This window comes from Nonomuraea sp. SBT364 (assembly GCF_001083785.1).
In the GTDB taxonomy this organism is placed as follows: Bacteria; Actinomycetota; Actinomycetes; order Streptosporangiales; family Streptosporangiaceae; genus Nonomuraea.
On the sequence record NZ_LAVL01000080.1, the window covers coordinates 1 to 26,211 of the forward strand.

General features: G+C 71.1%; 21 protein-coding genes. 14 read left to right on the forward strand and 7 right to left on the reverse strand.

Annotated features, from left to right (window positions below; all coding sequences use genetic code 11):
- Window positions 1-165: 165 nt before the first annotated feature.
- Both ADY59_RS28820 and ADY59_RS28825 read left to right on the forward strand, forming a co-directional pair.
- Window positions 166-1,344, forward strand: a complete 1,179-nt coding sequence (locus tag ADY59_RS28820) for an FAD-dependent monooxygenase (RefSeq protein ID WP_231618942.1) — start codon at window positions 166-168, stop codon at window positions 1,342-1,344.
- A gap of 164 nt (window positions 1,345-1,508) precedes the next feature.
- A complete protein-coding gene (locus tag ADY59_RS28825; RefSeq protein WP_231618943.1) occupies window positions 1,509-3,665 on the forward strand; it encodes an ATP-binding protein in 2,157 nt (718 codons plus the stop codon).
- Window positions 3,666-3,713: 48 nt separating this feature from the next.
- Here the strand turns inward: ADY59_RS28825 and ADY59_RS28830 are convergent, their stop codons facing one another.
- The gene (locus ADY59_RS28830; RefSeq protein ID WP_156325798.1) at window positions 3,714-4,715 is read right to left on the reverse strand and encodes a terpene synthase family protein; all 1,002 of its coding nucleotides are present in this window, start codon (window positions 4,713-4,715) and stop codon (window positions 3,714-3,716) included.
- A gap of 70 nt (window positions 4,716-4,785) precedes the next feature.
- A complete protein-coding gene (locus ADY59_RS28835) occupies window positions 4,786-5,172 on the reverse strand; it encodes an ankyrin repeat domain-containing protein (protein ID WP_049568320.1) in 387 nt (128 codons plus the stop codon).
- A gap of 94 nt (window positions 5,173-5,266) precedes the next feature.
- Between ADY59_RS28835 and ADY59_RS28840 the strand changes: the two genes are divergently transcribed.
- A complete protein-coding gene (locus ADY59_RS28840; protein WP_049568321.1) occupies window positions 5,267-6,166 on the forward strand; it encodes a proteasome assembly chaperone family protein in 900 nt (299 codons plus the stop codon).
- Between the two features lie 4 nt (window positions 6,167-6,170).
- The gene (locus ADY59_RS28845) at window positions 6,171-7,205 is read left to right on the forward strand and encodes a Gfo/Idh/MocA family oxidoreductase (protein WP_231618944.1); all 1,035 of its coding nucleotides are present in this window, start codon (window positions 6,171-6,173) and stop codon (window positions 7,203-7,205) included.
- A gap of 1 nt (window position 7,206) precedes the next feature.
- On the opposite strand, the gene ADY59_RS28850 is transcribed toward ADY59_RS28845, so the two are convergent.
- Window positions 7,207-7,989, reverse strand: a complete 783-nt coding sequence (locus ADY59_RS28850) for a tyrosine-protein phosphatase (protein ID WP_331459534.1) — start codon at window positions 7,987-7,989, stop codon at window positions 7,207-7,209.
- A gap of 73 nt (window positions 7,990-8,062) precedes the next feature.
- On the opposite strand from ADY59_RS28850, the gene ADY59_RS28855 reads away from it, so the two are divergent.
- Complete coding sequence (locus ADY59_RS28855) at window positions 8,063-8,938, forward strand: hypothetical protein (protein WP_156325799.1); 876 nt, start codon at window positions 8,063-8,065, stop codon at window positions 8,936-8,938.
- Window positions 8,939-9,040: 102 nt separating this feature from the next.
- On the opposite strand, the gene ADY59_RS28860 is transcribed toward ADY59_RS28855, so the two are convergent.
- Complete coding sequence (locus ADY59_RS28860; protein ID WP_231618945.1) at window positions 9,041-11,158, reverse strand: M6 family metalloprotease domain-containing protein; 2,118 nt, start codon at window positions 11,156-11,158, stop codon at window positions 9,041-9,043.
- A 108-nt stretch (window positions 11,159-11,266) separates the two neighbouring features.
- On the opposite strand from ADY59_RS28860, the gene ADY59_RS28865 reads away from it, so the two are divergent.
- Both ADY59_RS28865 and ADY59_RS28870 read left to right on the forward strand, forming a co-directional pair.
- On the forward strand, window positions 11,267-12,418 hold the full coding sequence (locus tag ADY59_RS28865) for a PucR family transcriptional regulator (RefSeq protein WP_049568328.1): 1,152 nt from the start codon (window positions 11,267-11,269) through the stop codon (window positions 12,416-12,418).
- Window positions 12,419-12,492: 74 nt separating this feature from the next.
- Entirely contained in the window at window positions 12,493-13,509 is a 1,017-nt protein-coding gene (locus ADY59_RS28870) for an amidohydrolase family protein (protein ID WP_049568331.1), read from the forward strand.
- Between the two features lie 37 nt (window positions 13,510-13,546).
- On the opposite strand, the gene ADY59_RS28875 is transcribed toward ADY59_RS28870, so the two are convergent.
- On the reverse strand, window positions 13,547-13,966 hold the full coding sequence (locus ADY59_RS28875; RefSeq protein WP_049568334.1) for a MarR family winged helix-turn-helix transcriptional regulator: 420 nt from the start codon (window positions 13,964-13,966) through the stop codon (window positions 13,547-13,549).
- Between the two features lie 58 nt (window positions 13,967-14,024).
- Here ADY59_RS28875 and ADY59_RS28880 point away from each other — a divergent pair, with 58 nt between their 5' ends.
- The 5 genes from ADY59_RS28880 to ADY59_RS28900 all read left to right on the forward strand — a co-directional run bounded on the left by ADY59_RS28880 (window position 14,025) and on the right by ADY59_RS28900 (window position 18,822).
- Window positions 14,025-15,758, forward strand: a complete 1,734-nt coding sequence (locus tag ADY59_RS28880) for an ABC transporter ATP-binding protein (RefSeq protein ID WP_049568337.1) — start codon at window positions 14,025-14,027, stop codon at window positions 15,756-15,758.
- A gap of 52 nt (window positions 15,759-15,810) precedes the next feature.
- Window positions 15,811-16,500: a Crp/Fnr family transcriptional regulator gene (locus tag ADY59_RS28885; RefSeq protein WP_156325800.1), complete on the forward strand. Its 690-nt coding sequence runs from the start codon at window positions 15,811-15,813 to the stop codon at window positions 16,498-16,500.
- 94 nt (window positions 16,501-16,594) lie between these two features.
- A complete protein-coding gene (locus ADY59_RS28890; protein ID WP_049568343.1) occupies window positions 16,595-17,881 on the forward strand; it encodes an MFS transporter in 1,287 nt (428 codons plus the stop codon).
- Between the two features lie 53 nt (window positions 17,882-17,934).
- On the forward strand, window positions 17,935-18,468 hold the full coding sequence (locus ADY59_RS28895; RefSeq protein WP_049568346.1) for a hemerythrin domain-containing protein: 534 nt from the start codon (window positions 17,935-17,937) through the stop codon (window positions 18,466-18,468).
- Window positions 18,469-18,501: 33 nt separating this feature from the next.
- A complete protein-coding gene (locus tag ADY59_RS28900; RefSeq protein ID WP_049568349.1) occupies window positions 18,502-18,822 on the forward strand; it encodes a DUF5709 domain-containing protein in 321 nt (106 codons plus the stop codon).
- A 10-nt stretch (window positions 18,823-18,832) separates the two neighbouring features.
- On the opposite strand, the gene ADY59_RS28905 is transcribed toward ADY59_RS28900, so the two are convergent.
- Window positions 18,833-19,489: an HAD family hydrolase gene (locus tag ADY59_RS28905; RefSeq protein ID WP_049568353.1), complete on the reverse strand. Its 657-nt coding sequence runs from the start codon at window positions 19,487-19,489 to the stop codon at window positions 18,833-18,835.
- A gap of 105 nt (window positions 19,490-19,594) precedes the next feature.
- Between ADY59_RS28905 and ADY59_RS28910 the strand changes: the two genes are divergently transcribed.
- Both ADY59_RS28910 and ADY59_RS28915 read left to right on the forward strand, forming a co-directional pair.
- Window positions 19,595-21,598, forward strand: a complete 2,004-nt coding sequence (locus tag ADY59_RS28910; RefSeq protein WP_049568356.1) for a catalase — start codon at window positions 19,595-19,597, stop codon at window positions 21,596-21,598.
- A gap of 49 nt (window positions 21,599-21,647) precedes the next feature.
- Entirely contained in the window at window positions 21,648-22,235 is a 588-nt protein-coding gene (locus tag ADY59_RS28915) for a Uma2 family endonuclease (RefSeq protein ID WP_269433650.1), read from the forward strand.
- Here ADY59_RS28915 and hrpA read toward each other — a convergent pair.
- Window positions 22,225-26,094, reverse strand: a complete 3,870-nt coding sequence (gene hrpA / locus ADY59_RS28920) for an ATP-dependent RNA helicase HrpA (RefSeq protein WP_049568362.1) — start codon at window positions 26,092-26,094, stop codon at window positions 22,225-22,227. The two genes, ADY59_RS28915 and hrpA, sit on opposite strands and share 11 nt — an antisense overlap.
- Between the last annotated feature and the right edge of the window lie 117 nt (window positions 26,095-26,211).

A 26,211-nucleotide genomic window follows, 5' to 3' on the forward strand; every position in this document is an offset into this window, starting at 1 on the left:
TACACTACCCTTTTCGCCGGCAGCGTCAGATGTGTATAGGACACAGCCCGCTGACCCCCCCGCCCCCAAGTCCGTTCGCCCCGCTGACGGGGCGAACGGACTGGGGGGCGGGGGTGTCAGCGGGCGGGCGGTGGGTTGTCAGCGCGGCCGTCGATGCTCGGCCCCATGAACACCGCCATGAAGAACACCTCCGTCCTCATCTCCGGCGCGAGCATCGCCGGGCCCGCGCTCGCCTACTGGCTGCACCGGTACGGGTGCCGCGTCACCGTGGTGGAGAAGGCGCCCCGGTTGCGGCTGGGCGGGCAGGCCGTCGACTTCAAGGGCGCCACGCACCGCACCGTGCTGGAGCGCATGGGCATCCTGGACGAGGTGTACCGCCGCCGGACCGGGGGCGCCGACCAGGAGATCGTCGACGGGCGGGGCAGGCGGCTGGCCGTGCTGCCTGGCGAGTTCACCGGCGGCGACGTGGAGATCCTCCGCGGCGATCTGGCCGAGCTGCTGTTCGATCGGACACGCGAGCGCTGCGAGTACGTCTTCGGCGACTCGATCACCTCGCTGACGCAGTCGGACGGAGGCGTCCACGTGACGTTCGAGCGGGCGGCGCCGCGCACGTTCGACCTGGTCGTGGGGGCGGACGGGATCCACTCCAACGTGCGGCGGCTGGCGTTCGGGCCGGAGGAGGAGTACGTGCGCTTCCTCGGCCACTACTACGCGCTGGTGCAGATCGACCTGGAGTCGGGCAACCAGATGTACAACGAGCCGGGCAGGATGGCGACGCTGGGCGGGAAGAAGGCGCCGAGCTTCTTCGTCTTCGCCTCCGAGCGGCTCGACTACGACCGCTACGACGCCGGGCAGCAGCGCCGCATCCTGATGGACGCCTACCGGGGGGCCGGGTGGCGGATCCCGGAGGTGCTGGCCGAGCTGGCGGAGGCCGGCGACGACATCTACCTGGACTCGATCAGCAGGGTCGAGACGGACGAGTACGCCAGGGGCCGGGTGGTGCTGCTGGGCGACGCGGCGTACGGCAACACGCTGGGCGGCTTCGGCAGCGGCCTGGCCGTCGTCGGCGCGTACGTGCTGGCCGGGGAGCTGGCGGCGGCGGGCGGCGACCACCGGGCCGGGTTCGCGGCCTATCAGGAGGCGTTCCGCGGGTACGCCAAGGTGGCGCGGCAGGGGAACGCCGGGCCGTTCCTGGCGCCGGCGACGCCGGGGCGGATCAGGATGCGTAACTGGATGCTGCGCCGCAGGGTGATGATGAAGGCGATGCTCAAGATCACGGACCGGTTCGCGACCGGCATCGAACTGCGCGACTACGCCCAGTGCGGCGGCTTGTTGTCGAGATAGAAGGCGTCGGGGTCGCTCTCGCGCCAGTCGCCCCAGCCGAGGTCGGTGTCGTCGGAGGTCTGCTCCGGGAGAAAATCCTGCACGGCATACATGCTACCGAGTGATACAAAGCCGACCCCGCGGGCGTTCCCGGCGCCGGGACACCCGGGGATCTCGGCGGTACGATGCCTAAGCAGGTTGTCGCCTATCCCCCCGAGAGGCTGCCCATGGCCACCCCGACAGGATGGCGGCGAGAAGGCAATCTGCCGGCGGAGCTGACCAGCTTCGTCGGGCGGACGCGTCTGCTCGCCAACCTCAAGCGGCACCTGGGCGAGTCCCGCCTGGTGACGGTCACGGGCATCGGCGGTGTGGGCAAGTCGCGGACCGTGCTGCGGCTGGCGCATCAGGTGCGCAACCACTATCCCGACGGAGTCTGGTTCGCCGACCTGGCCAGGCTGCAGGACGCCGGCATGGTCAGGCACACGATCGCCTCCGCGCTCGGCATCGCCGACCAGTCCTCGCGCGCCGAGTCGGAGTCGCTGTCGGAGTGGGTCGGCACGCGCGACATGCTGCTCATCATCGACACCTGCGAGCATCTGGTGCAGGGGTGCGCGGAGCTGGTGCACGAGCTGCTGGAGGCGGCGCCCAACCTGAAGGTGCTGGCCACCAGCCGCCAGTCGCTGCACCTGCCGTACGAGCACGTGGTGCCGGTGCCGCCGCTTCAGGTGCCGGGCGAGGACCCGATGGAGAACCTGTTCACCAACGAGTCGGTGCAGCTGTTCGCGGCGCGGGCCGGGGCGGTGGTGCCGGACTTCGCGCTGGACGAGCTCAACATCAACGCGGTGGCGGAGCTGTGCCGCCGCCTCGACGGCATCCCGCTGGCGATCGAGCTGGCGGCCGTGCGGCTGCGGGCGCTGTCGGTGGAGCAGATCCTCGGCCTGCTGGCCGACCGGTTCAGCCTGCTGGCGGGCGCCAGCCGCACCGCGCTGCCGCGCCACCAGACGCTGCGCGCGGCCATCGGGTGGAGCCACGAGTTGTGCGAGCCGGCCGAGCGGCTGCTGTGGGCGCGCCTCTCGGTGTTCGCCGGCGACTTCGAGCTGGAGGCGGCCCGCAGCGTGTGCTCCGACGAGCGGCTGCCGCAGGAGGAGATCACCGACCTGGTCACCGGTCTGGTGGAGAAGTCGATCCTGCTCATCAACAGCAACCACGCCGGTGTCCGCTACAAGCTGATCGACACGCTCGCCGAGTACGGCGAGGAGTGGCTGGAGAAGCTCGGCCAGACCCAGGACCTGCGCCACAAGCACCTGGCCTACTATCTCGGCCTGGCGCAGCGCAGCGAGGACGCCTGGTCGGGGCCGAGGCAGATCTACTGGTTCATCCGCATGCGCCAGGAGCACGACAACGTCCGGCTGGCGCTGGAGCACGCGCTGCGCACCCCGGGCGAGTCCATCCTGGCGCTGACGCTGCTGTCGTCGCTCTGGTTCCTGTGGGTGTGCTGCGGCTTCGCCCGCGAGGGCCGGCTCTACCTGGAGCGGGCGCTGGAGGCCAACAAGGGCTTCAGCAAGGAGCGCTGCAAGGCGCTGTGGGTGCTGTCGTACGTGCGCAGCGCCCAGGGCGACAGCGTCGGCGCGCTCGACGCGGCCGAGCGGTGCAGCACCGAGGCGGTCCGGGTCGGCGACTCCAAGGCCGTGATCCTGGCCTCCAAGATGCAGGGCACCGCCGCGCTGCTGCAGGACGACCTGCAGAAGGCCAGCGCGCTGCTGGGCGTGGCGATCGAGTTCAACACCGACAACAAGGAGCTCAACCCGGGCCTGCTGCCGGCGATCGTCGAGCTGTCGCTGGTGCTGTCCGCGCAGGGCGAGCTGTACGAGGCCGAGTCGCTGCTGAACGACTGCCTGCAGGTGTGCAAGGAGCGCGGCGAGCTGTGGGTGAGCTCCTACGCGCAGTGGGCGATGTCGCTGACCAAGCTGGGCAGCGCCCGGCCGGGCGAGGCGCTGGACGCCGCCCGCGAGGGGTTGCGGATCAAGCGCCACTTCCACGACACGCTGGGCACGCTGCTGGTGCTGGAGACGACGGCGCGGATCTTCGCGGCGATGGGCCAGGAGCCGCTGGCGGCCCGGCTGCTCGGCGCCCTGCAGCAGAACTGGAAGACGGCCGGCCTGCCGATGCTCGGCGCGCCGTTCCTGACCGGCGATCACGATCAGTGCGTCAAGGAGTGCCAGAAGGCGATGGGCGAGCGCGCCTACCAGGCGTCGTTCGACGAGGGCGGGCGGCTGGACCTCGACGAGGCGTCCGCGCTCGCGCTCGGCGACCTGGACGCCCCGGAGGTCGGCTCGGCCTGAAGCGGTCCGGGACCTGGACCGTGGGACCTGAAGGAGAGCCTGCGTGATCTAGACGGCTTGCGGCCAGCGGGTGTCCGTCGGCCAGGCGTGCACGTATCGGGCGCTGCCGAGCGAGAACTCGATGTGCCCGCGCACCCAGTGTTCGAGTCCGCGCACGTACTTGCGGACCGGCAGCGACGCCCACTTGTCCAGCGCCGCCCGCCGCTCGACGAAGGCGGCGATGGCCGCTTTGTGCATGTTCGACACCTCTTCGAGCGCCTCCTGCAGGTTGAACGTGCGGTGCGTGGCCAGCACCGTGACGAGGTTGTGCCGGGCCTTGTCGTTGCCCCGCTCCTTGGCGTACGACAGCAGGTCGTTGTCCCATCCGATCAGGTCGCAGGCCAGGTCGGAGAGCATGCGCACATCGGGGTGGTGCCATTCCTCGGCTTCGAGCCGATAGCCGCCGCCGACGTCGATGAGGGCGAAGCAGGTGAAGGTGGCCCCGGTGATGCGGCGCATCAGCACGTAGTCCTCGGGGGTGGGGATCAGGTCGACCTCCCGGTTGGCGGCCTCCCAGATCTGGGCGAACAGGTATTCCTTGACCGTGGTGCGCCAGCGGTCGACCTGGGCCGGGGTGCCGGACTCCGCGATGCGGTCGAGGAGTTCGCGCAGGGTGACGCCGAACGGGTCGTCGCCGTCGGGCTCCTTGCGCCGGTCGAGGATCTCCAGGAGTGGCGGGAGGGCGCGCGCCAGCGCGGAGGCGCGGTGGCCCATCAGTTCGCCCTCGCAGAAGGCGTCGTCGAAGGCGAACAGCCAGTTGTACCAGTCGTTGATCAGTCTCAGCGCGTCGCGCGGCACTAAGGGGTTGGTCCGCGCGGCGAGCATGCCGATCTTGGAGCGCCGGAAGTGTTCGATCGTGTCGGCTCCGGCGAGCAGGTGTGAGGCGGCCAGCCAGGTATGGCTCTCGGCGTCGACCTCCGCGGCGTGCTCGTTTATCTCATTGGGGAACGGGCAGGGCAGCGGAGGGATCTGGAGTGGTCGCCTACTGAAGGAATGCGCAGAATTAGCCACTCATCCAGCATGACGATGGACCGTTCGAAATGCCATACTCACCCCATTGACGCTTATTTCATATTATGAACTACTTTGCCCGAAACCATTCCAGAAACTGATCGTTCGCGAACATCCGCGCGGTGTCGATCGCTGACGGATTCCCGGCGGCCGGGTCGGCCCCGCCGTCGAGCAGCGCCCTGACCACGGCGGACTCCTTCTTGAACACCGCACCCGCGAGCGGTGTCTGGCCACGGTCGTTGGCCCGCCCCGGATCGGCTCCCTGCTCGATGAGCATGCCCACGGTCGCCGCGTGGCCGTGGTAAGCCGCGAGCATCAGCAAAGTGTCACCTTTGTCATTGGTGAGATTGGCCGGGACGCCAGCCTCCACGTACGCGCGCAGCGCGTCGGTGTCGCCGCTCCTGGCCAGGTCGAACATCCTGGTGGCGAACTCTTCGAGCTCCGGGTCCCCGTCCATGGGTTCATTGTGCCTCGATAGGGTGCCGAGCACGGAATCGTTCCGGCTCGCCGTGGGTTCTGGAGATGAGTACCTAGGGAAAGGCTGTTCAGACGTGTTCGACCCGACGGATCTCTACAAGCTCGCAGACGACGTCCCCGAGCTGACCGATCCGGTGTTGCTGTACCACTTCGACGGTTTCGTCGACGCCGGCGCCGCCGGGCGCCTCGCGCTGGGCCATCTGCTGGCCGAGCTGGAGCACCGGGTCGTGGCGACGTTCGACGTGGACCGGTTGCTCGATTACCGCTCGCGCCGGCCGATCATGACATTCGACACCGACAAATGGGTGGAGGTGGAGAGCCCTGAGCTCGCCGTGTACGCGGTCGAGGACACCACGGGCACCCCGTTCCTGCTGATGAGCGGCCCGGAGCCGGACCGGGAGTGGGAGTTGTTCACCCGCGCGGTCGGCACCCTGGTCGAGCGCCTGGGCGTGAGCCGGATGGTCACCCTGCACGGCATCCCGATGGCGGTTCCGCACACCAGGCCGCTCGGCATCACCATGCACGCCAGCCGGCCCGGCCTGATCGGCCCGCAGACCAGCGCGTTCGGCCGGGTCCAGGTGCCGGGCAGCGTGGCGGCGCTGCTGGAGTTCCGGCTCGGCGGCCGGGGCCGCGACGCGGTCGGCTACGCCGTGCACGTGCCGCACTACCTGTCACAGGCCGAATACCCGACGGCGGCCGTCGCCGGGCTGGAGGCGGTCACCCGCAACACCGGGCTGGTCTTCCCGATGGACGGCCTGCGCGAGGCGGCCCGGCGCACGACGACGGAGATCGAGGAGCAGATCGGCGCGTCGGCCGAGCTGTCCAACGCGATCACCGGGCTGGAGCAGCAGTACGACGCGTTCGCGGCCGGCGCCGAGCGTGAGAACCTGATCGCCGACGCCACCCCGATGCCCACCGGCGACGAGCTCGCCGCCCAGTTCGAGAGGTTCCTGGCCGAGCGTGATGACGAGTGAGCCGATGATCAGGGTGGGCCTGGTCGGCTACGGGACCGCCGGGGCGTTCTTCCACGCGCCGCTCGTCCACGCCACCGAGGGGCTGAAACTGACGGCCGTGGTGACGCGTGACCCGGAGCGGCAGGCCGAGGTGGCGGCCCGCTACGGCGCCGAGGGCGTCGGCGACGTGGAGCGGCTGTGGGAACGCTGCGACCTGGTCGTGGTGGCCTCCCCCAACCGGACCCACGCGAGCCTGGCGGGCGAGGCGCTGCGGCACGGCAAGGCGGTGGTCGTCGACAAGCCGTTCGCCCGCACCGCCGACGAGGCGAGGCAGGTGGTGCGGCTGGCCGCCGAGCGCGAGCTGCCGCTGACCGTGTTCCAGAACCGGCGGTGGGACGGCGACTTCCTGACCGTGCGCCGGCTGGCCGCCGGCGGGGAGCTGGGCGAGGTGCTGCGGCTGGAGTCGCGCTTCGAGCGATGGCGGCCGGCGCCCAAGGGCGGCTGGCGGGAGTCCGGCGGCCCCGGCGAGGCCGGGGGGCTGCTGTACGACCTGGGCAGCCACCTGGTCGACCAGGCGATTCAGCTGCTCGGCCCGGTCCGGTCCGTCTACTGCGAGAGCGACGTGCGGCGCGAGGGCGTCGGCGCGGACGACGACACCTTCGTGGCGCTGACGCACGACGGCGGCGCCCGCTCGCACCTGTGGGCGAGCTCGCTGGCCGCGCAGCTCGGCCCGCGCTTCCGGGTGCTGGGCTCGGCGGCCGCCTACGTCAAGCACGGGCTGGACGTGCAGGAGGAGCGGCTGCGGGCCGGGCGCGACCCCGGCGAGGCGGGGTTCGGCGACGAGCCCGAGGACCGGTGGGGAGTCCTCGGGGCCGGTGACGAGCTGCGCCCGGTGCCCACCGAGGCGGGCGACTACCCCGGCTTCTACCGAGGCGTCGAGCGGGCGCTTCGCACGGGCGCGCCCGTGCCGGTGAACCCGGCCGGCGCCGTGGAGACGCTGACCGTGATCGAGGCCGCCCGCCGGTCGGCGGCTGAGTCGGCCGTCGTCCGGCCCGGCTGAGTCACTCGCGCAGGCGGGCCCGCATCGCCGCGGTGTCGTCCGGCGTCCAGCCGTGCTGTTCGAGCCACTCCTGCGGCCCGCCGAAGCGGTCGTCGAGCACCGCGAGGAACTGCTCGATGTAGCGCGGCCGAGGCATGTGGTCGTCGGCCGGGCGGGAGTCGAGGTCGTCGCGGTAGGTGGCGCTGCCGCGCAGCCGCCGCAGGACGGCCTCCAGCCGCTCCCCGGTGGCCGTGTAGTCCTCCACGATGGCCCCGCGGGTCGCGCCCGCCAGCTCCAGCGCCAGCGCCGACAGCACCCCGGTGCGGTCCTTGCCGGCCGCGCAGTGCACCACCGCCGCGCCGTCGGCCGCCGCCATCGCGCGCAGCGCCGCCACCACCGCGTCCGGCCGGTCGCGCAGGTAGCCGTAGTAGAAGCCGGTGACGCGCAGTTCCTCGTCCACCTGCCGTTCCTGCCATGGCAGGACGCGCTCGCCGTCGATGGTGTCGGCCTCGACGTCGGTGTGCCGGCCGCCCTCGGCGAACAGCGTCAGATGGTGGTGGGTCACCTCGGGCACCGCGGTGAGCGGGCCCGGCCCCTCCAGAGCGACCTCGGCCGTGGAGCGCAGGTCCACGACGTGCCGGAGCTTGAGGTCGCCGACCAGGCGGGAGACGTCGGCGGGGGTGAGTCCCTGCAGGTTGTCGGCGCGCAGGATGCGGCCGTAGCGGGTGACGCCGCCGTCCCGCGTGGGCAGTCCGCCCAGATCGCGGACGTTGACCGCGCCTTCCAGATCGATCCATCTCGTCATCGCGTTCATCACGTTGACCCTATATGTCGGGCAAATCTCAGCGAATTCGGTCTTCATAACGCAGCATGAACGTATGGATCCGCGCTCCCTGCCCCCACGGATGGTGATCGATCCATCGCTGCCCCCGGAAATCTCGGTCGAACTGCGCTCCAGCCCTCAGGTGCTCCGCATGGCCAGGACCGGCCGGCGGATGGAGCCCTCCCACTCTTCGGCCTGGCTGTTCGTCGTGCCCGGCGCGCTGCTGTTCATCTGGCTGGTGACCGGCAGCATGGCCGGCGTGGCCATGACGGCGATGGGCCTAAGCCTGATCGCGATGCTGCGCTGGATGGCCGTCGACGCCACCAACCGCGCCGCCAGGCGGCGCCTCCGGCTCGCCTACGAGTACGCCGGCCACTACGTCCTGCCCGAGGACCTCGACTACCCCTGCCAGGTGCTGCTGCGCCGCGCGCAGGCGGCGGCCGACGCGATCCTCGGCTCGCAGGTGCACCGGGCGGGGCTGATCGACACGATCGACAACCGCGTCACCCTGCCGGAGGAGCTCTGGCAGATCAGTCAGCGGCTGGCCAAGTTGTCAGCCATGCACGCCGAGCACGGCAGGCTGGTCCCCCGCGACCTGCCCTCCGGCCTGGCGGACGCCTTCAAGCCCTACAGCACGGCCCTGGACGCCGCCTGGACCTCCCTGTCGAGACGGGTGCGCAACCTGGAGAAGTACGCCAAACAGGTGCTCAAGGCCGACAAGGTGTTCCACGCGCACCAGCGGCTGGAGGCGCTGGCCGCGCGCACCCCGGACTACCAGCAGCTCGTCGCCGAGACCGTGCGCGACGACCTGGCCCGCGCGCACATCAAGGAGCTGGCCGACCAGGCGTCGCAGGTGCGCAGGCTGTTCGAGGAGAGCATCCACGAGGCGAGGCAGGCGGCCGGCGAGCTGCTCAGGTCTCCGCTCGTCTGAGCAGCTCCAGGGTCCGGCTCGCCTGTCACGTACGCGAACCCCTTCGCGGTGTGGTTCGAGCCGATGGGGCACGGCCCGCGCCGGCCGTGCCCCATCGTTCGCCTAGAGGCCGATCACGTGACAGGTGGCCGTCATCGACTTGGACGGGTCGCTCTCCGAGGTGGCGGTCAGCTTGACCCGGGCGAGGCGGGAGCCGCCGTCGCCGCGGACGGCGTTGACCTTCACCTTGGCGTGCTCGCCGGCGGCGACGGAGGCCAGCGCGTTGGGCAGCTGGGCGGTCCAGCCCTTGCCCGACACCTCGGCCTTGAGCCGGTAGACGTCGGAGCCGAGGTAGGCGCTGACGTCCTCGGGGTGCTGCCCCCGCACCGGGCCGGACCTGCCGGTGTTGAACAGCGGGAAGGAGCAGGTGGACAGGTTCTTGCCGGACGGGATGCCGGCGGCGGGCAGCAGCCGGACGCCGCGCCGCTGCGGGCCCGCGCCGTCGAGGGAGCGGACCGCGACGGTGTAGGACAGCACGCCCTGGCGGTCGCGGTGCACGTCGGTGACGTAGAAGTGCAGGCGGTTGGCCTCGTCGACGTACTCGTACTCGCTGCCCGAATCGGTGCCCGCGTGGAAGAGGGCGTCGGACAGCTGCCGGTAGTCGCCGATCGTGATCGGCACCTTGGTACCGTCGGGCATCACGTAGTCGGTCATGCCGATGTCCTGCGGGTTGGCGTCGATCACCCACTCGAACGGGGCCCGGTCGGCGTTCTTGGTCTTGGCCAGGAGCACGCCGGAGTCGGGGGTGAAGGAGTCGGTGCCCATCCGGTCCACGACCTCGACGGTGTAGTTGTCGTAGCCGCCGCCGTCGCAGAGCGGGTCGACGTCCTCGTCGCAGGAGCCGGTGCTCTCGTCCTTGGTGTCGAACTGGACGTTGACGCCCGCCAGCCCGTTCTCGCCCGGCTGCACGGCGCGGGCGGTGACCCGGGCGGTGACCAGGCCGGACTCGTCGAGCGCCTCGCGCGACAGGCGCAGCACGTGCGCCTCGTCGACCATCTCCAGCTTGATCTTGTTGCGCAGCATGTGCTGGGCGCCCATCGAGCCGCCGGAGGTGGGCGGGATCAGCCAGCGGGAGTGCGGGCCGCCGGGGCCGTTGAAGCTGCCGCGGCTGAGCATCTCCCAGATGCCGGTGTAGGCGCGCCTGGGCGGCTGACCGTACGGGTTGTTGTAGTTGTCGGCGATGCCCATGATGTGGCTCAGCTCGTGGGCGTAGACGCCCATGCCGGAGCTCTCGGCCTGCACCGAGTCGACGCCGAAGCGGGCATTGGGCCAGAAGGTGGAGCCGGACTGCCAGGAGGTCCACTCGACGTAGCGGGTCCTGGACCAGTTGGGCAGCGCGGCGTCGCCCTCGGGGCCCCAGGCGTCCGGCACGTCCTCCTTGGTGGGGAACTTCATCATGCCGAACTCCTGCCAGGTGGACGACTCGTCCTGGCCGGCGCTCAGGTAGAAGACGAAGTCGAACTGGTCGGCGGTCTCCTGGCCGACGTCGGCCAGCCAGGCGGCGTTGCCGTCGGCACGCAGGTTCTTGGTGCAGGAGTCGCCCGCGGGGCAGCCCTCGCCGCCCTGCATCTCCATGGCGTACTCGTGGTCCTTGCCGGGCATCGTGTACGGGCCGAAGCCGGTCAGCTCGACGCCGTAGCGGCCCCCGGAGTCCTCCATCCAGTATTCGTGGATGGTGTGGCCCCGGTTGAGGTCGTTCGGGGTGTTGAGGAAGTCCTGGTAGAACTTCGCCACCTGGTCACGCGGCACGTCGTGGGCCTGGGCGCTCGGGTTGCCGAAGATGGTCGATCCCTTGGGCCGGGTCACCACGAACGACTGGTTGGGGTAGTCGAGCAGGACGAGCGCGCCCTTGAAGGTGCGCTTGGAGCCCTTGGCCGCGGGGTCGTTCCACTTCGTGCCGGGGATCTGCTTGTAGTCCGTCCACGTCATGTGGTCGGGGTTCACCCAGTTCTGCGGGTCGATCGGCTTGACGCCGCCGGACGGGCGGTCGCGGCGCAGCGAGGGCGCCTCCTCGGGCGCGTCGCGCTGCCACGGCTGGGTCTGCGGCCAGTGCTCCAGCCGCCAGGGGTGCTCTGGATCGTCTGCGGGGGGTGTCGCGGAAGCGGGGGTCGCCATCAGGCTCAGCGGAATCATCACGATGACCGCAAGCAAGCCCTTGAGCAGCTTCTTCGGGGCGTTCACACGGATTGACGGTATAGACCCTATTGACCGAGATCACCGGTCAGTTGTAGGGAAGAGCTGTAGTCGCCGTTCCGACATTTGTTGAAATTCCCACATAAAGGGGCGCCTGTGGCGGATCTTCAGCGGATCGTCGACGAGCTCGCCGCCCGGCTCGACCGCCCGCTGCTGCTGGAGGACCGTCTGCAGCGGGTCGTCGCCTACAGCGAGCAGAACGGCGTCATGGACGACATCCGCCGCGACTCCATCCTGCGCCGTCACACCACGCCGGAGGTGCGCCAGTGGCTGCGCGACGCCGGGGCGCACGACTCCCCCGGCCCGCTGCGCACCCCGGGCGCGCCGCATCTCGGCCTGCTGCCGCGCCTGTGCGTCCCGGTACGGCACGAGGCCGGGCTGCTCGGATTCCTGTGGTTCATCGACGCCTCGCCGGCCATGACCGCCGCCCAGGTCGCCGAGGCCGCGGCGGCCGCCCCGGGGCTGGCCCTGGCGCTCTTCCACGAGAGCCTGGCCACCGGCCTGGCCTCGCAGCGGGAGCTGGAGGCGGTGACCGGGCTGCTGCTCGGCGAGCAGGACGCGGCCAGGCAGCTCATCGAGGCCGGCGCCTTCCCGCAGGGGCAGCCGGTGACGGCGCTGGTCGCCAAGCCGCCGTCGGGCGAGCCGGACGAGGCGCTGCGGCTGGCGCTGGAGCAGGGCCTGCTGGCGGTGCGGCGGCGGCTGAGCGGTCACCATCCGCTGCACCTGGTCCGCTACGACCACGCCGTGCTGCTCGTGGCCGGCGCCCCGGTCCCGCCCGACGAACTGCACGCCGCCGTGTCCGTCCCGGTCGTCGTCGGCGTCGGGCGGCCCCGGCAGACGCTGGCCGAGGCGGCGGGCTCGTACGCGGAGGCCCGGCACGCGGCCGAGGTGGCGGCGCGCGTGCACGGCCTCGGGCGCTCGGCCCGCTGGGACCGGCTCGGCGTCTACCGGATGCTCACCGGGCTGCCCGACCAGGAGCTGCATCCAGGGCTGGAGCTCCTGCTCGCCGAGGACCAGCACCTGCCGCTGCTGGAGACGCTGGAGACGTATCTGGACCTGGCGGGCAGCGCGGTGGCCACCTCGCGGGCGCTGCGCCTGCACCGGACCTCGCTCTACTACCGGTTGCAGCGGGTAGAGGAACTGGCCCGCACCGACCTGAAGGACGGCGGCGAGCGGCTGGCCCTGCACCTCAGCCTGAAGCTGGCCCGGCTGTCGGGACGCTACCGGCCGCGAGGGTTCGCGAAGTGATTGCGCGACTGGGACAAGACCCCGTTTAATGCCCAGACGGGGACAATACGCCAGCAGTCGAGACGGGAGCTCCAATGAGGTCCGCGCGGCGTTCCGGAACCAGGCTGAACGCCCGCGCGCCCGCGCCCGTCGTCCTGCATTCCGCGCCGCTGGTCCTGCCCATCACCGCCGGGCCGCTCCGGGACGGCGCCGTCGCCGTGCGGGGCGAGCGGGTGCTGGGAGTGGGCCCCAGGACGGAACTGCTGGACGCCTTCCCCGTCACCGACGAGCGGCGGTGGCCGGGCATGATCGTGGCGGGGCTGGTCGACGCCTGCGCCGCCCCCGGCCCGCCGGGACCGGGCGTGACCGCGCGGGCCGTCGTGACCGCCGCCCCCGTCGCGCTCCCCGGCGTCTCCTACGCCGAGGTGCGGTGCGCGTCGGAGCGGGAGTGGGAGGAGCGCGGCCGCGACGCCCTCATCACCGCGATCCGCGAGGTGGACCGGCCGTGCGCCGTCGGCGTCGCACCGCGCACCCGCGACCCGCACGTGCTGGAGGACGTGGCGGTGCTCGCCAGGACGTTCGGCCTGCGCCTGCTGGTCCGTCTCGACCAGCACCCGCCCGCCGCCCTGGACGAGGCCGGCGTCCTCGGCCCGCACTGCCACGTCGCCTGCGCCCGCCCCCTCGACCCCGGCGAGCGCAAGCTCCTGCGCCTGCGCGGCACCGCCGTCGCCCTCTGCCCGTCGCCTCCGCACCCGGAGGAGTGGCTGGCCCTCCTGGACGAGGGCAACCCCCTGGCCTTCGGCACCTTCCCCGGCGGTGACGTGCTGGGGCAGGCGGCCACCGTACGGGAGCGCGTGCGCGGGCTCGGCGGCCGGGTGCGGGGGCTGGACGAGCGGCTGGTGCGGGCCGCGACGCTCGGCGGGGCACAGGCGCTGGGGATGACCGGCGGGCCCGGCGGCGCGGGCTCGCTGCACGCCGGCGGCCGGGCCGACTTCGCGGTCTTCGACGCCCGCGGGCGCTATCCGTACGCGGCCCTGCTGGCCGGGCCCGGCTGCCTGGCGACCGTCGTCGGCGGCCACGTCCGGCCACCCACCTCAAGGCCACCCACCTGAAGTCCACCCACCTGACGACCGTTCCCCTGACGGCCGTTCACCCGGACTGCCCGTCCACCGTTCGCAGCAGCTCCTTGAGCCGGTCGCGTTCGTCGTCGGACAGGACGGCGAACAGCTCCTGCCCCGCCTGGCGGCGCGCCTCGCGGGCGCGCTCGACGGCGGCGTGGCCGGCGTCGGTGAGCATGACCAGGGTCGAGCGCCGGTTGGCCGGATCGACCTCCCGGCGCACCAGCCCGGCCTCCTCCAGCGCGTCGGCGACGGGCGTGACCGAGCGCGGCACGATGCGCAGCGCCTCGGCGAGCTGGACCATCCGGAGCGGCTCCCCCGCGTCGGCGAGCGCCCGCAGCGCCCGCGCCTGTCCCGGGTTGAGCCCGTGCGGCTCCAGCCGGTGCGCGTAGCGGTGCCGCAACCGCCGCCCGACCAGGTGGAACAGTTCGGCGAGCTCCATGTCCTCCATACCGACAGTTTACTGAGGTAACCTCTGTTTGAGACAACATCAGAAATGAGGATCCGATTTGGCCGATGAACCACGCGCGCCCCTGAGGCGCATCATCACCCTGTTCCGCCCCTACCGCGGCCGCCTGGCCCTGGTCGGCGGGCTCATCCTGCTGGCCTCCCTGGTCTCGCTCGCCTCGCCGTTCCTGCTGCGCGAGGTGCTGGACGTGGCGATCCCGTCCCGCGACACCGGCCTGCTCACGCTGCTGGCGCTGGGCATGATCGCCGTGGCCGTCACCACCAGCGTGTTCGACGTGGTGCAGACGCTGGTGTCCACCACGGTGGGCCAGCACGTCATGCACGACCTGCGCACCGCCGTCTACGGCCATCTGCAGCGGATGTCCCTGGCGTTCTTCACGCGCACCAGGACCGGCGAGATCCAGTCGCGCATCGCCAACGACATCGGCGGCATGCAGTCGGTGGTCACCTCGACCGCCACCTCGCTCGTCTCCAACCTGACCACGGTGATCGCCACGGTCGTCGCGATGCTCGCGCTCGACTGGCGGCTGACGGTGGTCTCACTCCTGCTGCTGCCGGTGTTCGTGTGGATCAGCCGCAAGGTCGGCCGCGAGCGCAAGCGCATCACCGCCGAGCGGCAGCGCAAGCTGGCGGTGATCTCCGCCATGGTGCAGGAGTCGCTGTCGATCAGCGGAATCCTGCTCGGCCGGACGATGGGCCGCTCCCAGGACCTGACCGGGCGTTTCACCCGCTCCTCCGACGAGCTCGCCGCGCTGGGCGTGCGGGCGAGCATGGCCGGGCGGTGGCGGCAGTCGTCCATCCAGGTGATCATGGCCGCGATGCCCGCGGCCGTCTACTGGGCCGTCGGCCACACCGGCGCGATCTCGGTCGGCACCCTGGTGGCCTTCACCACGCTGCAGGCCACGCTGTTCAGGCCGACGGTGTCGCTGCTGCGGCTGGGCGTGGAGGTGCAGAGCTCGCTGGCGCTGTTCGGGCGCATCTTCGAATACCTGGACCTGCCCGTCGACATCACCCCCGGCACCCGTACGCTGCGCGACGTGCGCGGCGAGGTCCGTTTCGAGGGTGTCGGCTTCTCCTACGGCGACACGCCCACGCTCAGCGGGATCGACCTCACCGTCCCGGCGGGCGGCAGCCTGGCCGTGGTGGGCGAGACGGGCTCCGGCAAGACCACGCTCGGCTACCTGCCGCCGCGCCTGTACGACGTGAGCGAGGGCCGGGTGACGATCGACGGCGTGGACGTGCGCGAGCTGACCTTCGAGTCGCTGGCCGAGACGGTCGGCGTGGTGTCGCAGGAGACCTACCTGTTCCACGCCTCGATCGCCGACAACCTGCGCTTCGGCGACCCTGCCGCCACCGACGAGCAGGTGGAGGCGGCGGCGCGGGCCGCCCGCATCCACGACCACATCGCCGCGCTGCCCGACGGCTACGACACGCTGGTGGGCGAGCGCGGCCACCGCTTCTCGGGCGGCGAGAAACAGCGGCTGGCCATCGCCCGCACGCTGCTGCGCGACCCGCCGGTGCTGATCCTGGACGAGGCCACCAGCGCCCTCGACACCCAGACCGAACGCGCCGTCCAGGAAGCCCTCGACGCGCTGGCCAGGGGCCGCACCACGATCACGATCGCGCACCGCCTGTCCACGATCCGCGACGCCGGGGAGATCATCGTGCTGGACGGCGGCCGGGTGGTCGAGCGCGGCACGCACGACACCCTGATGGCCGCCGGTGGCCACTACGCGGCTCTGGCGAACAGGGATAGGCCACTCGAACTGGTCTGACCACCGTTCCGGTGCCATATTCGCCATGAGGCGAGGGATGCCGGAGGGGGACATGACCGGTCTGCACAGCTTTCCCGAGGGCACCTTCCTCCACTATCTGCCGCACCCCGTGCGCGAGCGGCTGCTCGCTCTCGGGACCGAGGCCCGGTTCGGGGCCGGACGGGTGCTGATGCGCCAGGGCGAGGCCAGCAAGCCGATCTTCGTGCTGCTGGAGGGTCTCGCCAAGGTGTCCGCCCCCGACGGCGGCCACGAGTCGCTGCTGGCCGTCCGGGTGGCCGGCGACGTGGTGGGCGACATGGTCCCGCTCACCCACAGCCTGCACGCCGCCACCGTGACCGCCTGCGGCGCCGTCCGCGCCTCGGTCGTCAGCGGCCCGGCGTTCCTGGATTTCGTACGGGGTTGCGCGCCGGCGGGACTGGCCATGAGCCGCTTCATCGTGGACCGGCTGCGCTGGGCGGAGCAGAGCAGGCTCGACCTGGCCGGCTACGACACGCCGGCCTGCCTGGCGCGGCTGCTGCTGTCGCTGGCCGGGCGGCACGGCAGGCCGGGGCCCGGGGGCCTGGACGTCGGCGTGCCGCTGACCCGGGCGGAGCTCGCGTCGCTGGCCGGGACCGATCCGGAGATCACCGGGAAGGCCCTGCGCGACCTGCGGCGACGCCGGTTGGTCCGGCGGTGTGCCGGAGGGCTGGAGATCCTGGACGTGGCGGGCCTGGAGGCGCTGGCCGACCTGCGGGCGTTTTAAACGTGACTTAGCTCACTTTTCGGACATACCGGAAATCCGGCTCCGGGAGGAGCGTGTTCACCACCTGTCGCCACCGTCAAGCACAGGAAAAGTTTTGTCTCTCACTTCCTCCACGTTCCGCGCGCTGCGTCATCACAACTACCGGCTGTGGGCGGGCGCGGACCTCGTCTCCATCACCGGCACCTGGATGCAGGTGCTGGGCGTCAACTGGCTCGTGCTGTCCATGACGGGCTCGGCGACCAGCGTGGGACTCAGCCTGGTGATGCAGGCCCTGCCGACCCTGCTGCTGGGCATGTGGGGCGGGGCGCTGGCCGACCGGCTGCCGAGCCGCCCGGTGGTGATCGCGGCGCAGCTCGCCCAGGCCGCCCTGGCCGCCGTGCTCGCCGTGCTCGCGCTGACGGGCGTGGACTCCGTGCTGCCCATCTACGCGGTGGCGCTGGCCGGCGGCGTCGTCTCGGCCCTCGGCGGACCGGCGCTGGGCCGCTTCGGGGCCGAGGTGGTGCCGCGCGAGGACCTGCCGAACGCGATGGCGCTCGGCTCCGTCATCAACTCCGCCGGGCGCATCCTTGGCATGTCCGTGGCGGGCGTGCTGCTGCCGATCACCGGCCAGGGCGGGCTGTTCGTGGCCAACGCCTTCACGTTCTTCGCGGTGATCGCGGCGGTCGCCGCCATGCGCCCGTCGGAGTTCCACGAGCTGGAGGGCGCCGAGCGCGAGCCCGGCGCGATCGCCGCCGGGCTGAAGTACGTCCTGCGCACGCCGTGGCTGCTGGTGATGCTCGCGCTGTCGCTGGTGCTGGGCAGCCTGGGCCGCAACTACCAGGTCACCATGGCCGCCATGAGCGCGGGCCCGCTGCAGGGCGGCGCGGGCGGCTACGGCCTGCTGTCCACCGTGTTCGCCGTCGGCACCGTGGTGGGCGGCATCATCACCGCCTCCCGGCCGCGGCTGACGATGCGGCTGCTGCTCGTCTCCGCGTTCGCCATCAGCGTCCTGCAGGCGCTGAGCGGGCTGCTGCCGACGCTGCCGGCGTTCGCGGCGGCCATGCTGCCGATCGCGGCCGGGGCCATCCTGGTGGACACCACCGTCTCGGCACGGGCCCAGCTCGACAGCCCGGACGCGATGCGCGGCCGCGTCATCGCGGCAGTCGGCATGGTCGGCGCGGCCTCGGGCGCGATCGGCGGGCCGGTGCTCGGCCTGCTGAGCGACACCCTGGGCCCCCGCGTCGCCCTGGAAGCCGGCGGCGTGGCCTGCGTGGTGGCGACCCTGGCGGCCGCGGCGGTGCTGACGAGGCTCGCCCGGCGCCCCGAGCGGGCCCCGGCCCTCGCCCAGCGCCCGCTGGAGACGCCGGGCGCCCCGCTGCGCCCCGCTCTGGAGAATGCCTGACAGCTGGGGCCGCAGGTGATTGGAGTGCCGTGGGCGGGGTAGTCCCGGTCGTCATGGCAACCGACGTCATCTCCCTCATCACCCATGACCATCGCGAAGTCGAAGCGCTCTTCGAGCGGCTCAAGAGCGGCCGCGGCGACCTGGCGGCCACCGTGGCCGAGCTGCACGCCCTGCTCACCGCCCACTCCCGGGCCGAGGAGGACCGGGTCTACCCCCACCTCGACGCCCACCACGGCGTGGAGGAGCACAAGGAGGCCGAGGTCCTGCTCGACGCCCTGGTGCGCGCCGAACCCGGCACCGCCGAGTTCCGCCAGACCCTCCAGCAGCTCGCCGACGCCGTCACCCACCACGTACAGGAAGAAGAGAGCGACCTTCTCCCCCAGCTGGCCGAGTCGGCGGACGCCAAGCGGCTGCAGGAGCTCGGCAAGGAATTCCAGCAGCGCCGCGACGAGGAGCTGCGCGCGCTGACCGTCCCCGGCGAGACCAAGGCCGAGCTGTACGAGCAGGCGCAGCGGGCCGACATCCCCGGCCGGTCGCAGATGGACAAGCAGGAATTGCGCGACGCGCTCCGGCAGTCCGGAACTTAGGATTCCGGCCCGTCCACGGGGTAGGGGACGCGTATGACCGAACAGCCTCCGGACCGACACGGCTACAGCGACGAGCAGGGGATCACGGTCGAGGAATGGACCGACGACCAGGGTCTCAACCACGACATCACCGAGGACGATCCCCGGCATCGCGACTCGCTCGACGAACGTCTCAGACGCGAGATGCCCGACAGGCTACGGCACGCGCCCCGGCCCGAGCACCGGCTCACTCAGCCGGACGAGGGCCTGGAAGCCGACGCGGAAGACCGCGAGATCGGCTCCGACTGGGGCGAGGACGGCGGTGACCTGTCGGCCGAGGAACGCGCCGTGCACATCGAGCGCGACGACGAGTGACGCCCGGCCGTCAGGCCATGGCGCGCAGCGCGGGGAGCAGGGCGTGCAGGTCGTCGACGATCACGTCGGCGGCCTGGGCGGCCTGTGCCCGCTCGGCGTGCAGGTAGCCCCACGGCCCCCGGCGCAGCAGCGCCGTGCGCATCCCCGCCGCCGAGGCGGGCAGCACGTCGTTGTCCAGCCGGTCCCCCACGTAGAGGATCTCCGCCGGCTCCCGGCCGGCGACCGCCGCGACCTTGGCGAAGAACTCCGGCGCCGGTTTGGCCACTCCCCACCCGTCGGAGGTGTGCACCGAGTCGACCGGCAGCTCCATCGCCACCAGCGCGCCATGAGCCCGCTCCGGCTGGTTGCCGGCGACGATCACCTGGTAGCCGGCCGCCCGTAGCGCGGCGAGCGCCTCCCGCACGTCCGGATAGAGGTCCTCGGCGTCGAAATGGTTGCGCAGGCTGCCGGGCTCGTCCCGTTCCCACGCCGCCGTCTCGGCCGCCACGTCGAAGCCGGGCCGTACGAGCTCGAACGCCTCGCTGTGGGACCGGTCGAGCGCGGCCATCCCGCCGAGCGCGCCCATCAGCACGAACCTGGGCACCCCGAGCCGGTCGGCCCAGCGTGACCAGATGCGCGTCTCGTCGATGAGCGTCTCACCGACGTCCAGCACCACTGCCTTGATCATCAAAACCCATCCGTTATCTGGAATTTTCCCTCCACTGTACGGATCCGCCGGAGTGGCCTCGGAGGTGGCCGGGGTAGGTGTGGTTCGACAGCCAGGGGGAACCGCATGAAGCCTGAGACCGACGCCAAGGACGCCCAGCTCCGCAGCCACCGGGTGCCGTTGGACGACCTGCCCATGACCACGGACCAGGGCTGCCCGGTCGACGACACCGACAACTCGCTGAAGGCCGGCACCCGGGGTCCCACCTTGATGGAGGACTTCCACTTCCGCGAGAAGATCACCCGCTTCGACCACGAGCGCATCCCGGAACGGGTGGTGCACGCCCGGGGAGCGGGCGCGTACGGCTATTTCCAGGCCTACGAACCGATGGGGGACCTGACGTGCGCCGAGTTCCTGGCCGACACGCAGGTGCGGACGCCGGTGTTCGTGCGCTTCTCGACCGTGGCGGGATCGCGCGGGTCGGCAGACACGGTACGTGACGTGCGCGGGTTCGCCACGAAGTTCTACACCACGCAGGGCAACTTCGACCTGGTCGGCAACAACTTCCCCGTCTTCTTCATCCAGGACGGCGTCAAGTTCCCCGACTTCGTGCACGCCGTCAAGCCCGAGCCGCACAACGAGATCCCGCAGGCGCAGTCGGCGCACGACACGTTCTGGGACTTCGTCCAGATGCAGCCCGAGACGATGCACATGGTCATGTGGCTGATGTCGGACCGGGCCATCCCGCGCTCCTACCGGATGATGCAGGGCTTCGGGGTGCACACGTTCCGGTTCGTCAGCGCCGTGGGGCGGGCGACGTTCGTGAAGTTCCACTGGCGGCCCGTGCTCGGCACCCACTCGCTGGTGTGGGACGAGGTGCTGCGCATCCAGGGCAACGACCCCGACTTCAACCGGCGCGACCTGTGGGAGGCGATCGAGCGGGGCGCCTTCCCCGAGTACGAGCTGTGCGTGCAGCTCGTGCCCGAGTCGGCCGAGCACGACTTCGACTTCGACCTGCTCGACGCCACGAAGATCATTCCCGAGGAGCAGGTGCCGCTGCGGCCCATCGGCAAGATGGTGCTCAACCGCAACCCGCAGAACTTCTTCGCCGAGACCGAGCAGGTGGCCTTCCACCTCGGCAACGTGGTGCCCGGCATCGACTTCACCAACGACCCGCTGCTGCAGGGCAGGCTCTTCTCCTACCTGGACACCCAGCTGCTGCGGCTGGGCGGGCCGAACTTCCCCCAGATCCCCGTCAACCGGCCGATCAGCGACGTGCGCAACGACCAGCGCGACGGCTTCCACCAGCACCTCATCCACGAGTCGCGCACCAGCTACGCCGTCAACTCCATCAGCGGCGGCTGCCCCGCCGCCTCCGACGGCTACAAGCACTACCAGGAGAAGGTGGAAGGCACCAAGATCCGCAAGCGCAGCCCCAGCTTCGACGACCACTACAGCCAGGCCACACTCTTCTGGAACAGCATGACGGAGTGGGAGAAGCGGCACATCGTCTCGGCGTTCCTGTTCGAGCTGGGGCACGTGGAGCGCAAGCACATCAAGGAAGGCGTGCTCAAGCTCCTCGCCCCGGTGCACCCCGACCTGGCCGAGCAGGTCGCCCACGGCCTCGGCCTGCCCGTGCCGCAGGGCGGGCCGGTGCACTCCGCCGCCTCGCCGGCGCTCAGCATGACGAACCAGCCGGGCGGCGTCGCCACCCGTAGGATCGCCGTCCTCATGGCCGACGGCACCGACGCGGCCGCCGTCACCGCGCTCAAGCACGCCCTGGAGGGCCAGGGCGCGATCTGCGAGATCATCGCCCCGCACGAGGGCTCGATCGCCGGCATCGCGGTGGACCGGCAGCTCAGCGCGGCCAACTCGGTCCTGTACGACGCGGTGGTGGCCGCCGACGGCCAGGCCCTGGCGGCGATGGGCCGCGCCCAGTTCTGGATCATGGAGGCGTACAAGCACGGCAAGCCCATCGGCGCGGTCGGCTCCGGCGCCCAGCTCCTGGAGTCCGCCCACCTCCCGGGCACCCAGGGCGTCGTCGTCGGCGACGACATCGCCCGGCCCTTCGCCGAGGCCGTCGCGGCCCACCGCTTCCACGACCGGGACGTGTCGAGCCTGCCGGCGTGAGATACTTAGCGTGCTTGTTCGAACACGAAGGGACATGTTCATGGCGACCATGACGATCAGCAAGCCGGAGCCCGCCGTGAGCGACACCGCACCTCATGTCGTCAGAGAGATCTTCGACGCCCTACCCCCCATGCCCGGCCTCCGGGCAGAGGTCATCGAAGGGAAGATAATCTTGAGCCCACTCGGCACCCCCGAGCACAGCTGGATGGCGAGCGACCTGCACGACGCGTTGCTCCCCCTCAGAAGAGAGCGCGGCTGGAAAGGCGCCGCCGGTGGCGTCAACGTCTGCATCGAGGGCCCGCGCGACTCCTGCCAGCCCGATTACGTGCTCTCGCCGCCCGACTGTCCCCGCTGGGGCCACCTCGAACTGCTGTCCTCCGGAATCCTGCTGGCGGCCGAGGTCGTCTCCCCGGGCAGCGCCCACACCGACCGCGACGAGAAGCCCCGGATCTACGCCAAGGGCACGGTGCCCCTCTACCTGCTCATCGCCCCGATCGGCGACGAGCCCTCCGTGACGGTGTTCAGCAAGCCCGCCAAGGGCGCCTACACCGCGATGACCCGGGTCACCATCGGCTCCCCGATCACGCTGCCGGAGCCGGTCGGGTTCGAGCTGGACACGTCGATCTTCAAGGGCTGAGCTTCTCCATCGCCTTGGCGATGCGCTTCTCCGACACCGGCGTCGGCGTGCCCAGCGTCTGGGCGAAGAAGCTGACGCGCAGCTCCTCGATCATCCACCGGATCTCCAGCACGTCCGGGTCCGAGCGCCTCGCGGGATGCAGGCGGTCGAGGAGGTCCTGGTAGTCGTCCTCCACCCGGTGCACCCGGTCCATCCACTCCTCGTCGCGCCACGGCTCCTCCGGGAGCTTGGTGAGACGGCGTTCGACGGCGCGCAGGTAGCGCAGGATGTCGGGGAGGCGGCGGTGGCCGGTGGCCGTGACGAAGCCCGGGTAGACGAGCCTGCCGAGCTGGTCGCGTACGTCCTGGGTGGACGCGCCGGCGCGCAGGCCGTCGAGGCGGGCGCCGATCGCGTGCCAGACGCTGAGGATCTGCTCCACCCGCGACAGCACGTCGGCCGAGGTGTCCCACAGGTGGGCCCGGACGTGCTGGTAGAGGCGGTCGAAGGCGACAGGGTCCCAGGCGGGGCCGCCGACGTCGAGCGTCAGCTTGTCGACGGCGGCGTTGACCACGTCGTCGAACAGCGCCACCGCGCCGCCGTGCGGGCTGCGTGACAGCGCCAGCTTGGCCTGGTTGGACAGCCCGCCGAGCAGCGATCTGGCCGGGTTGGTGACGTTGAGCAGGAGCAGGCGGCGGGTGCCGGTCCAGTGGGAGCGGCGCTGCTCCGCCTGCGTCTCGAAGATCTTGATGGAGACCGAGTCGCCGGCGTCGACCAGTGCCGGGTAGCCCTTCATGCGGCCCTGCTCGAACACCTTGGGCAGGGTGCCGAAGCTCCACGTGGTCAGCCCCGTGCGCTCCAGGTCGTCGCCCGCCTGCGAGAGGGACTTGCGCAGGCGCGGCGCCAGACGCCGTTTGAGCGCGTCGAGGTCCTTGTCCTCGGCGATCGTGCGCTTGCGCTCGTCGATCACCCGGTAGGTGATCCGCAGGTGGTCGGGGACCTGGTCGAGCTGCCAGGCGTCGTGTGGCACGCGGACGCCGGTCAGCCGCAGCAGCTCACGCTCGACCGCCTCCAGCAGGGGCTCGCCGCCCTGCTTGACGGCCGCCAGCACCTGCTTGGCGTAGTTGGGGGCGGGCACGAAGTTGCGGCGCAGGTGCTTGGGCAGCGACCGGATGAGCGCGGTGATGAGCTCCTCGCGCAGGCCGGGGATCTGCCAGTCGAACCCGTCGGAGTTGACCTGGTTGAGCACCTGAAGCGGCACGTGCACGGTGACGCCGTCGGCGTCGGCGCCCGGCTCGAACTGGTAGGTGAGCTTCATCCGCTGGCCGAGCTGCCGCCAGGTGTCGGGGTAGTCGCGGGCGCTGACGTCGGCGCCCTCGTTGACCAGCATGTCGGGCGAGAACGTGAGCAGCTCCGGCTGCTCGTCACGCGCCTTCTTCCACCACGAGTCGAAGTGCCGGGCCGAGACGACGTCGGCGGGCACCCGCTGGTCGTAGAAGTCGAACAGCGCCTCGTCGTCGACCATGATGTCGCGGCGGCGGGCCCGGTTCTCCAGCTCCTCGACCTCTTCGAGCAGCTTGCGGTTGGCCTTGAGGAAGCCGTGGTGGCTGTCCCAGTCGCCCTCGACCAGGGCGTGCCTGATGAACAGCTCGCGCGACAGGTCGGGGTCGATCCGGCCGTAGTTGACCTTCCGGCCGACCACGAGCGGCACCCCGTAGAGCGTGACCTTCTCCAGCGCGATCACCGCGCCCTGGTTCTTCTCCCAGTGCGGCTCGGAGTAGGTGCGTTTGACCAGGTGCTGGGCGAGCGGCTCGACCCAGTCGGGCTCGATCTTGGCGTTGACCCGCGCCCACAGCCGGGACGTCTCCACCAGCTCGGCCGACATCACCCACTGCGGCTGCTTCTTGGCCAGCGCGGAGCCGGGGAAGATGGCGAAGCGGGCGTTGCGGGCGCCGAGGTATTCCTGGATGGGCCGGCGGCCGTCGGCGCCGCGCTTGTCCATCACGTCCTTGACGCCGATGTGCGACAGCAGCCCGACCAGCAACGAGGCGTGCACCTGCCGGGGGTCGGCCGTGTCGCTGCCCGGCTGGACGCCGAGCGACTGGCGGATCTGGCTGTAGATGTCCTGCCACTCGCGCACACGCAGGTAGTTGAGGAACTCGGCCTTGCACAGCCGGCGGAACGCGCTGGACGACAGCTCCTTCTGCTTGTCGCGCAGGTAGTTCCACAGGTTGACGTAGGACAGGAAGTCGGACTCGGGGTCGGCGAAGCGCCGGTGCTTCTCGTCGGCCTGCTGCTGCTTGTCGGAGGGGCGCTCGCGCGGGTCCTGGATCGACAGGGCGGCGGCGATCACCATGACCTCGCGCAGGCAGCCGTTGTGCTCGGCCTCCAGCACCATCCGGCCCAGGCGCGGGTCGACGGGCAGCGCGGCCAGCTTGCGGCCGATCGGCGTGAGCTTGCCGTGGGTGTCGAACGCGCCCAGCTCGTGCAGCAGGCTGACGCCGTCCTTGACCTGGCGGCGGTCCGGCGGCTCGACGAACGGGAACGCCTCGATGTCGCCCAGCCCGATCGAGGTCATCTGCAGGATGACCGAGGCCAGGTTGGTGCGCAGGATCTCCGGGTCGGTGAACTCCGGCCGCGCCAGGAAGTCCTCCTCCTCGTACAGCCGGATCGCGATGCCGTCGGAGGTGCGGCCGGAGCGGCCCTTGCGCTGGTTGGCGCTGGCCTGCGAGATGGCCTCGATAGGCAGGCGCTGCACCTTGGTGCGGTGGCTGTAGCGGGAGACGCGGGCGTAGCCGGGGTCGACGACGTACTTGATGCCCGGGACGGTCAGCGACGTCTCGGCCACGTTGGTGGCCAGCACGATGCGGCGCCCGGTGTGGCGCTGGAAGACGCGGTGCTGCTCGGCGGCGCTCAGCCTGGCGTAGAGCGGCAGGATCTCGGTGTTGCGGAACTCGGCCTTGGTGAGCGCGTCGGCGGCGTCGCGGATCTCCCGTTCGCCGCTCAGGAAGACCAGGATGTCGCCCGGCCCCTCGCCGATCAGCTCGCGGCAGGCGTGCACGATGCCCTGCGTCTGGTCGTCCTCGTCGTCGAGCGGCCGGTAGCGCACCTCGACGGGGTAGGTCCGGCCGGAGACCTCGATGATCGGGGCGTCGTCGAAGTGCCGGGAGAACCGCTCGGGGTCGATGGTGGCGCTGGTGATGACGACCTTGAGATCGGGCCGCTGCGGCAGGAGCTGTTTCAGGTAGCCGAGGATGAAGTCGATGTTGAGGCTGCGCTCGTGCGCCTCGTCGATGATCAGTGTGTCGTACTGCTCCAGCAGCCGGTCGTGCTGCAGCTCGGCGAGCAGGATACCGTCGGTCATCAGCTTGACCAGGGTGCGGTCGCCGCCCTGGTCGGTGAAGCGGACCTTGTAGCCGACGGCCTGGCCCAGCTCGGTGCCGAGCTCCTCGGCGATGCGCTCGGCCACGGTGCGGGCGGCGATGCGGCGCGGCTGGGTGTGGCCGATCAGGCCGCGCACGCCCCGGCCGAGCTCCAGGCAGATCTTGGGGATCTGGGTGGTCTTGCCGGACCCGGTCTCACCGGCGATGATCACGACCTGGTGGTCGCGGATCGCGGCCAGGATGTCGTCCTTGCGCTGCGAAACCGGCAGGTTTTCCGGATACGTCACCGCGGGCAGGGCCTCGCGGCGCCGTTCGAGCCGCTGCTCGGCGCGTTCGACGTCGGCGAGGATCTCCGCGGCGATCTTCTCGCGGGCCTCGCGCGAGCGCACCCGGCGCACGCCGTCGAGCCTGCGCCGCAACCGCCGCTGGTCGCGCGGCATCAGACCGGGCAGGCGGGACTGGAGCTCGGTGAATGGAGAGGACAACGCAGGAGTTCCCATACTGCTTCAAGGATATTCAAGCCCCGCTCGCCGGGAGCCAACGGCCCATCGTGCCCCACGGCGCGTCCTCGCGCATCCCAATATCGGCCTGTGTGACCGTGGCCCCCCACGACCGGC

Excerpts from the sequence above, each read along its gene's own strand:
- ADY59_RS28820 (WP_231618942.1), top strand. The coding sequence starts at position 166 with ATGAACACCGCCATGAAGAACACCTCCGTCCTCATCTCCGGCGCGAGC.
- ADY59_RS28825 (WP_231618943.1), top strand. The coding sequence starts at position 1,509 with ATGCCTAAGCAGGTTGTCGCCTATCCCCCCGAGAGGCTGCCCATGGCC.
- ADY59_RS28835 (WP_049568320.1), bottom strand. The coding sequence starts at position 5,172 with ATGGACGGGGACCCGGAGCTCGAAGAGTTCGCCACCAGGATGTTCGAC.
- ADY59_RS28845 (WP_231618944.1), top strand. The coding sequence starts at position 6,171 with ATGATCAGGGTGGGCCTGGTCGGCTACGGGACCGCCGGGGCGTTCTTC.
- ADY59_RS28850 (WP_331459534.1), bottom strand. The coding sequence starts at position 7,989 with ATGACGAGATGGATCGATCTGGAAGGCGCGGTCAACGTCCGCGATCTG.
- ADY59_RS28855 (WP_156325799.1), top strand. The coding sequence starts at position 8,063 with ATGGATCCGCGCTCCCTGCCCCCACGGATGGTGATCGATCCATCGCTG.
- ADY59_RS28870 (WP_049568331.1), top strand. The coding sequence starts at position 12,493 with ATGAGGTCCGCGCGGCGTTCCGGAACCAGGCTGAACGCCCGCGCGCCC.
- ADY59_RS28875 (WP_049568334.1), bottom strand. The coding sequence starts at position 13,966 with ATGGAGGACATGGAGCTCGCCGAACTGTTCCACCTGGTCGGGCGGCGG.
- ADY59_RS28885 (WP_156325800.1), top strand. The coding sequence starts at position 15,811 with ATGACCGGTCTGCACAGCTTTCCCGAGGGCACCTTCCTCCACTATCTG.
- ADY59_RS28895 (WP_049568346.1), top strand. The coding sequence starts at position 17,935 with ATGGCAACCGACGTCATCTCCCTCATCACCCATGACCATCGCGAAGTC.
- ADY59_RS28900 (WP_049568349.1), top strand. The coding sequence starts at position 18,502 with ATGACCGAACAGCCTCCGGACCGACACGGCTACAGCGACGAGCAGGGG.
- ADY59_RS28905 (WP_049568353.1), bottom strand. The coding sequence starts at position 19,489 with ATGATCAAGGCAGTGGTGCTGGACGTCGGTGAGACGCTCATCGACGAG.
- ADY59_RS28910 (WP_049568356.1), top strand. The coding sequence starts at position 19,595 with ATGAAGCCTGAGACCGACGCCAAGGACGCCCAGCTCCGCAGCCACCGG.
- ADY59_RS28915 (WP_269433650.1), top strand. The coding sequence starts at position 21,648 with ATGACGATCAGCAAGCCGGAGCCCGCCGTGAGCGACACCGCACCTCAT.
- hrpA (WP_049568362.1), bottom strand. The coding sequence starts at position 26,094 with ATGGGAACTCCTGCGTTGTCCTCTCCATTCACCGAGCTCCAGTCCCGC.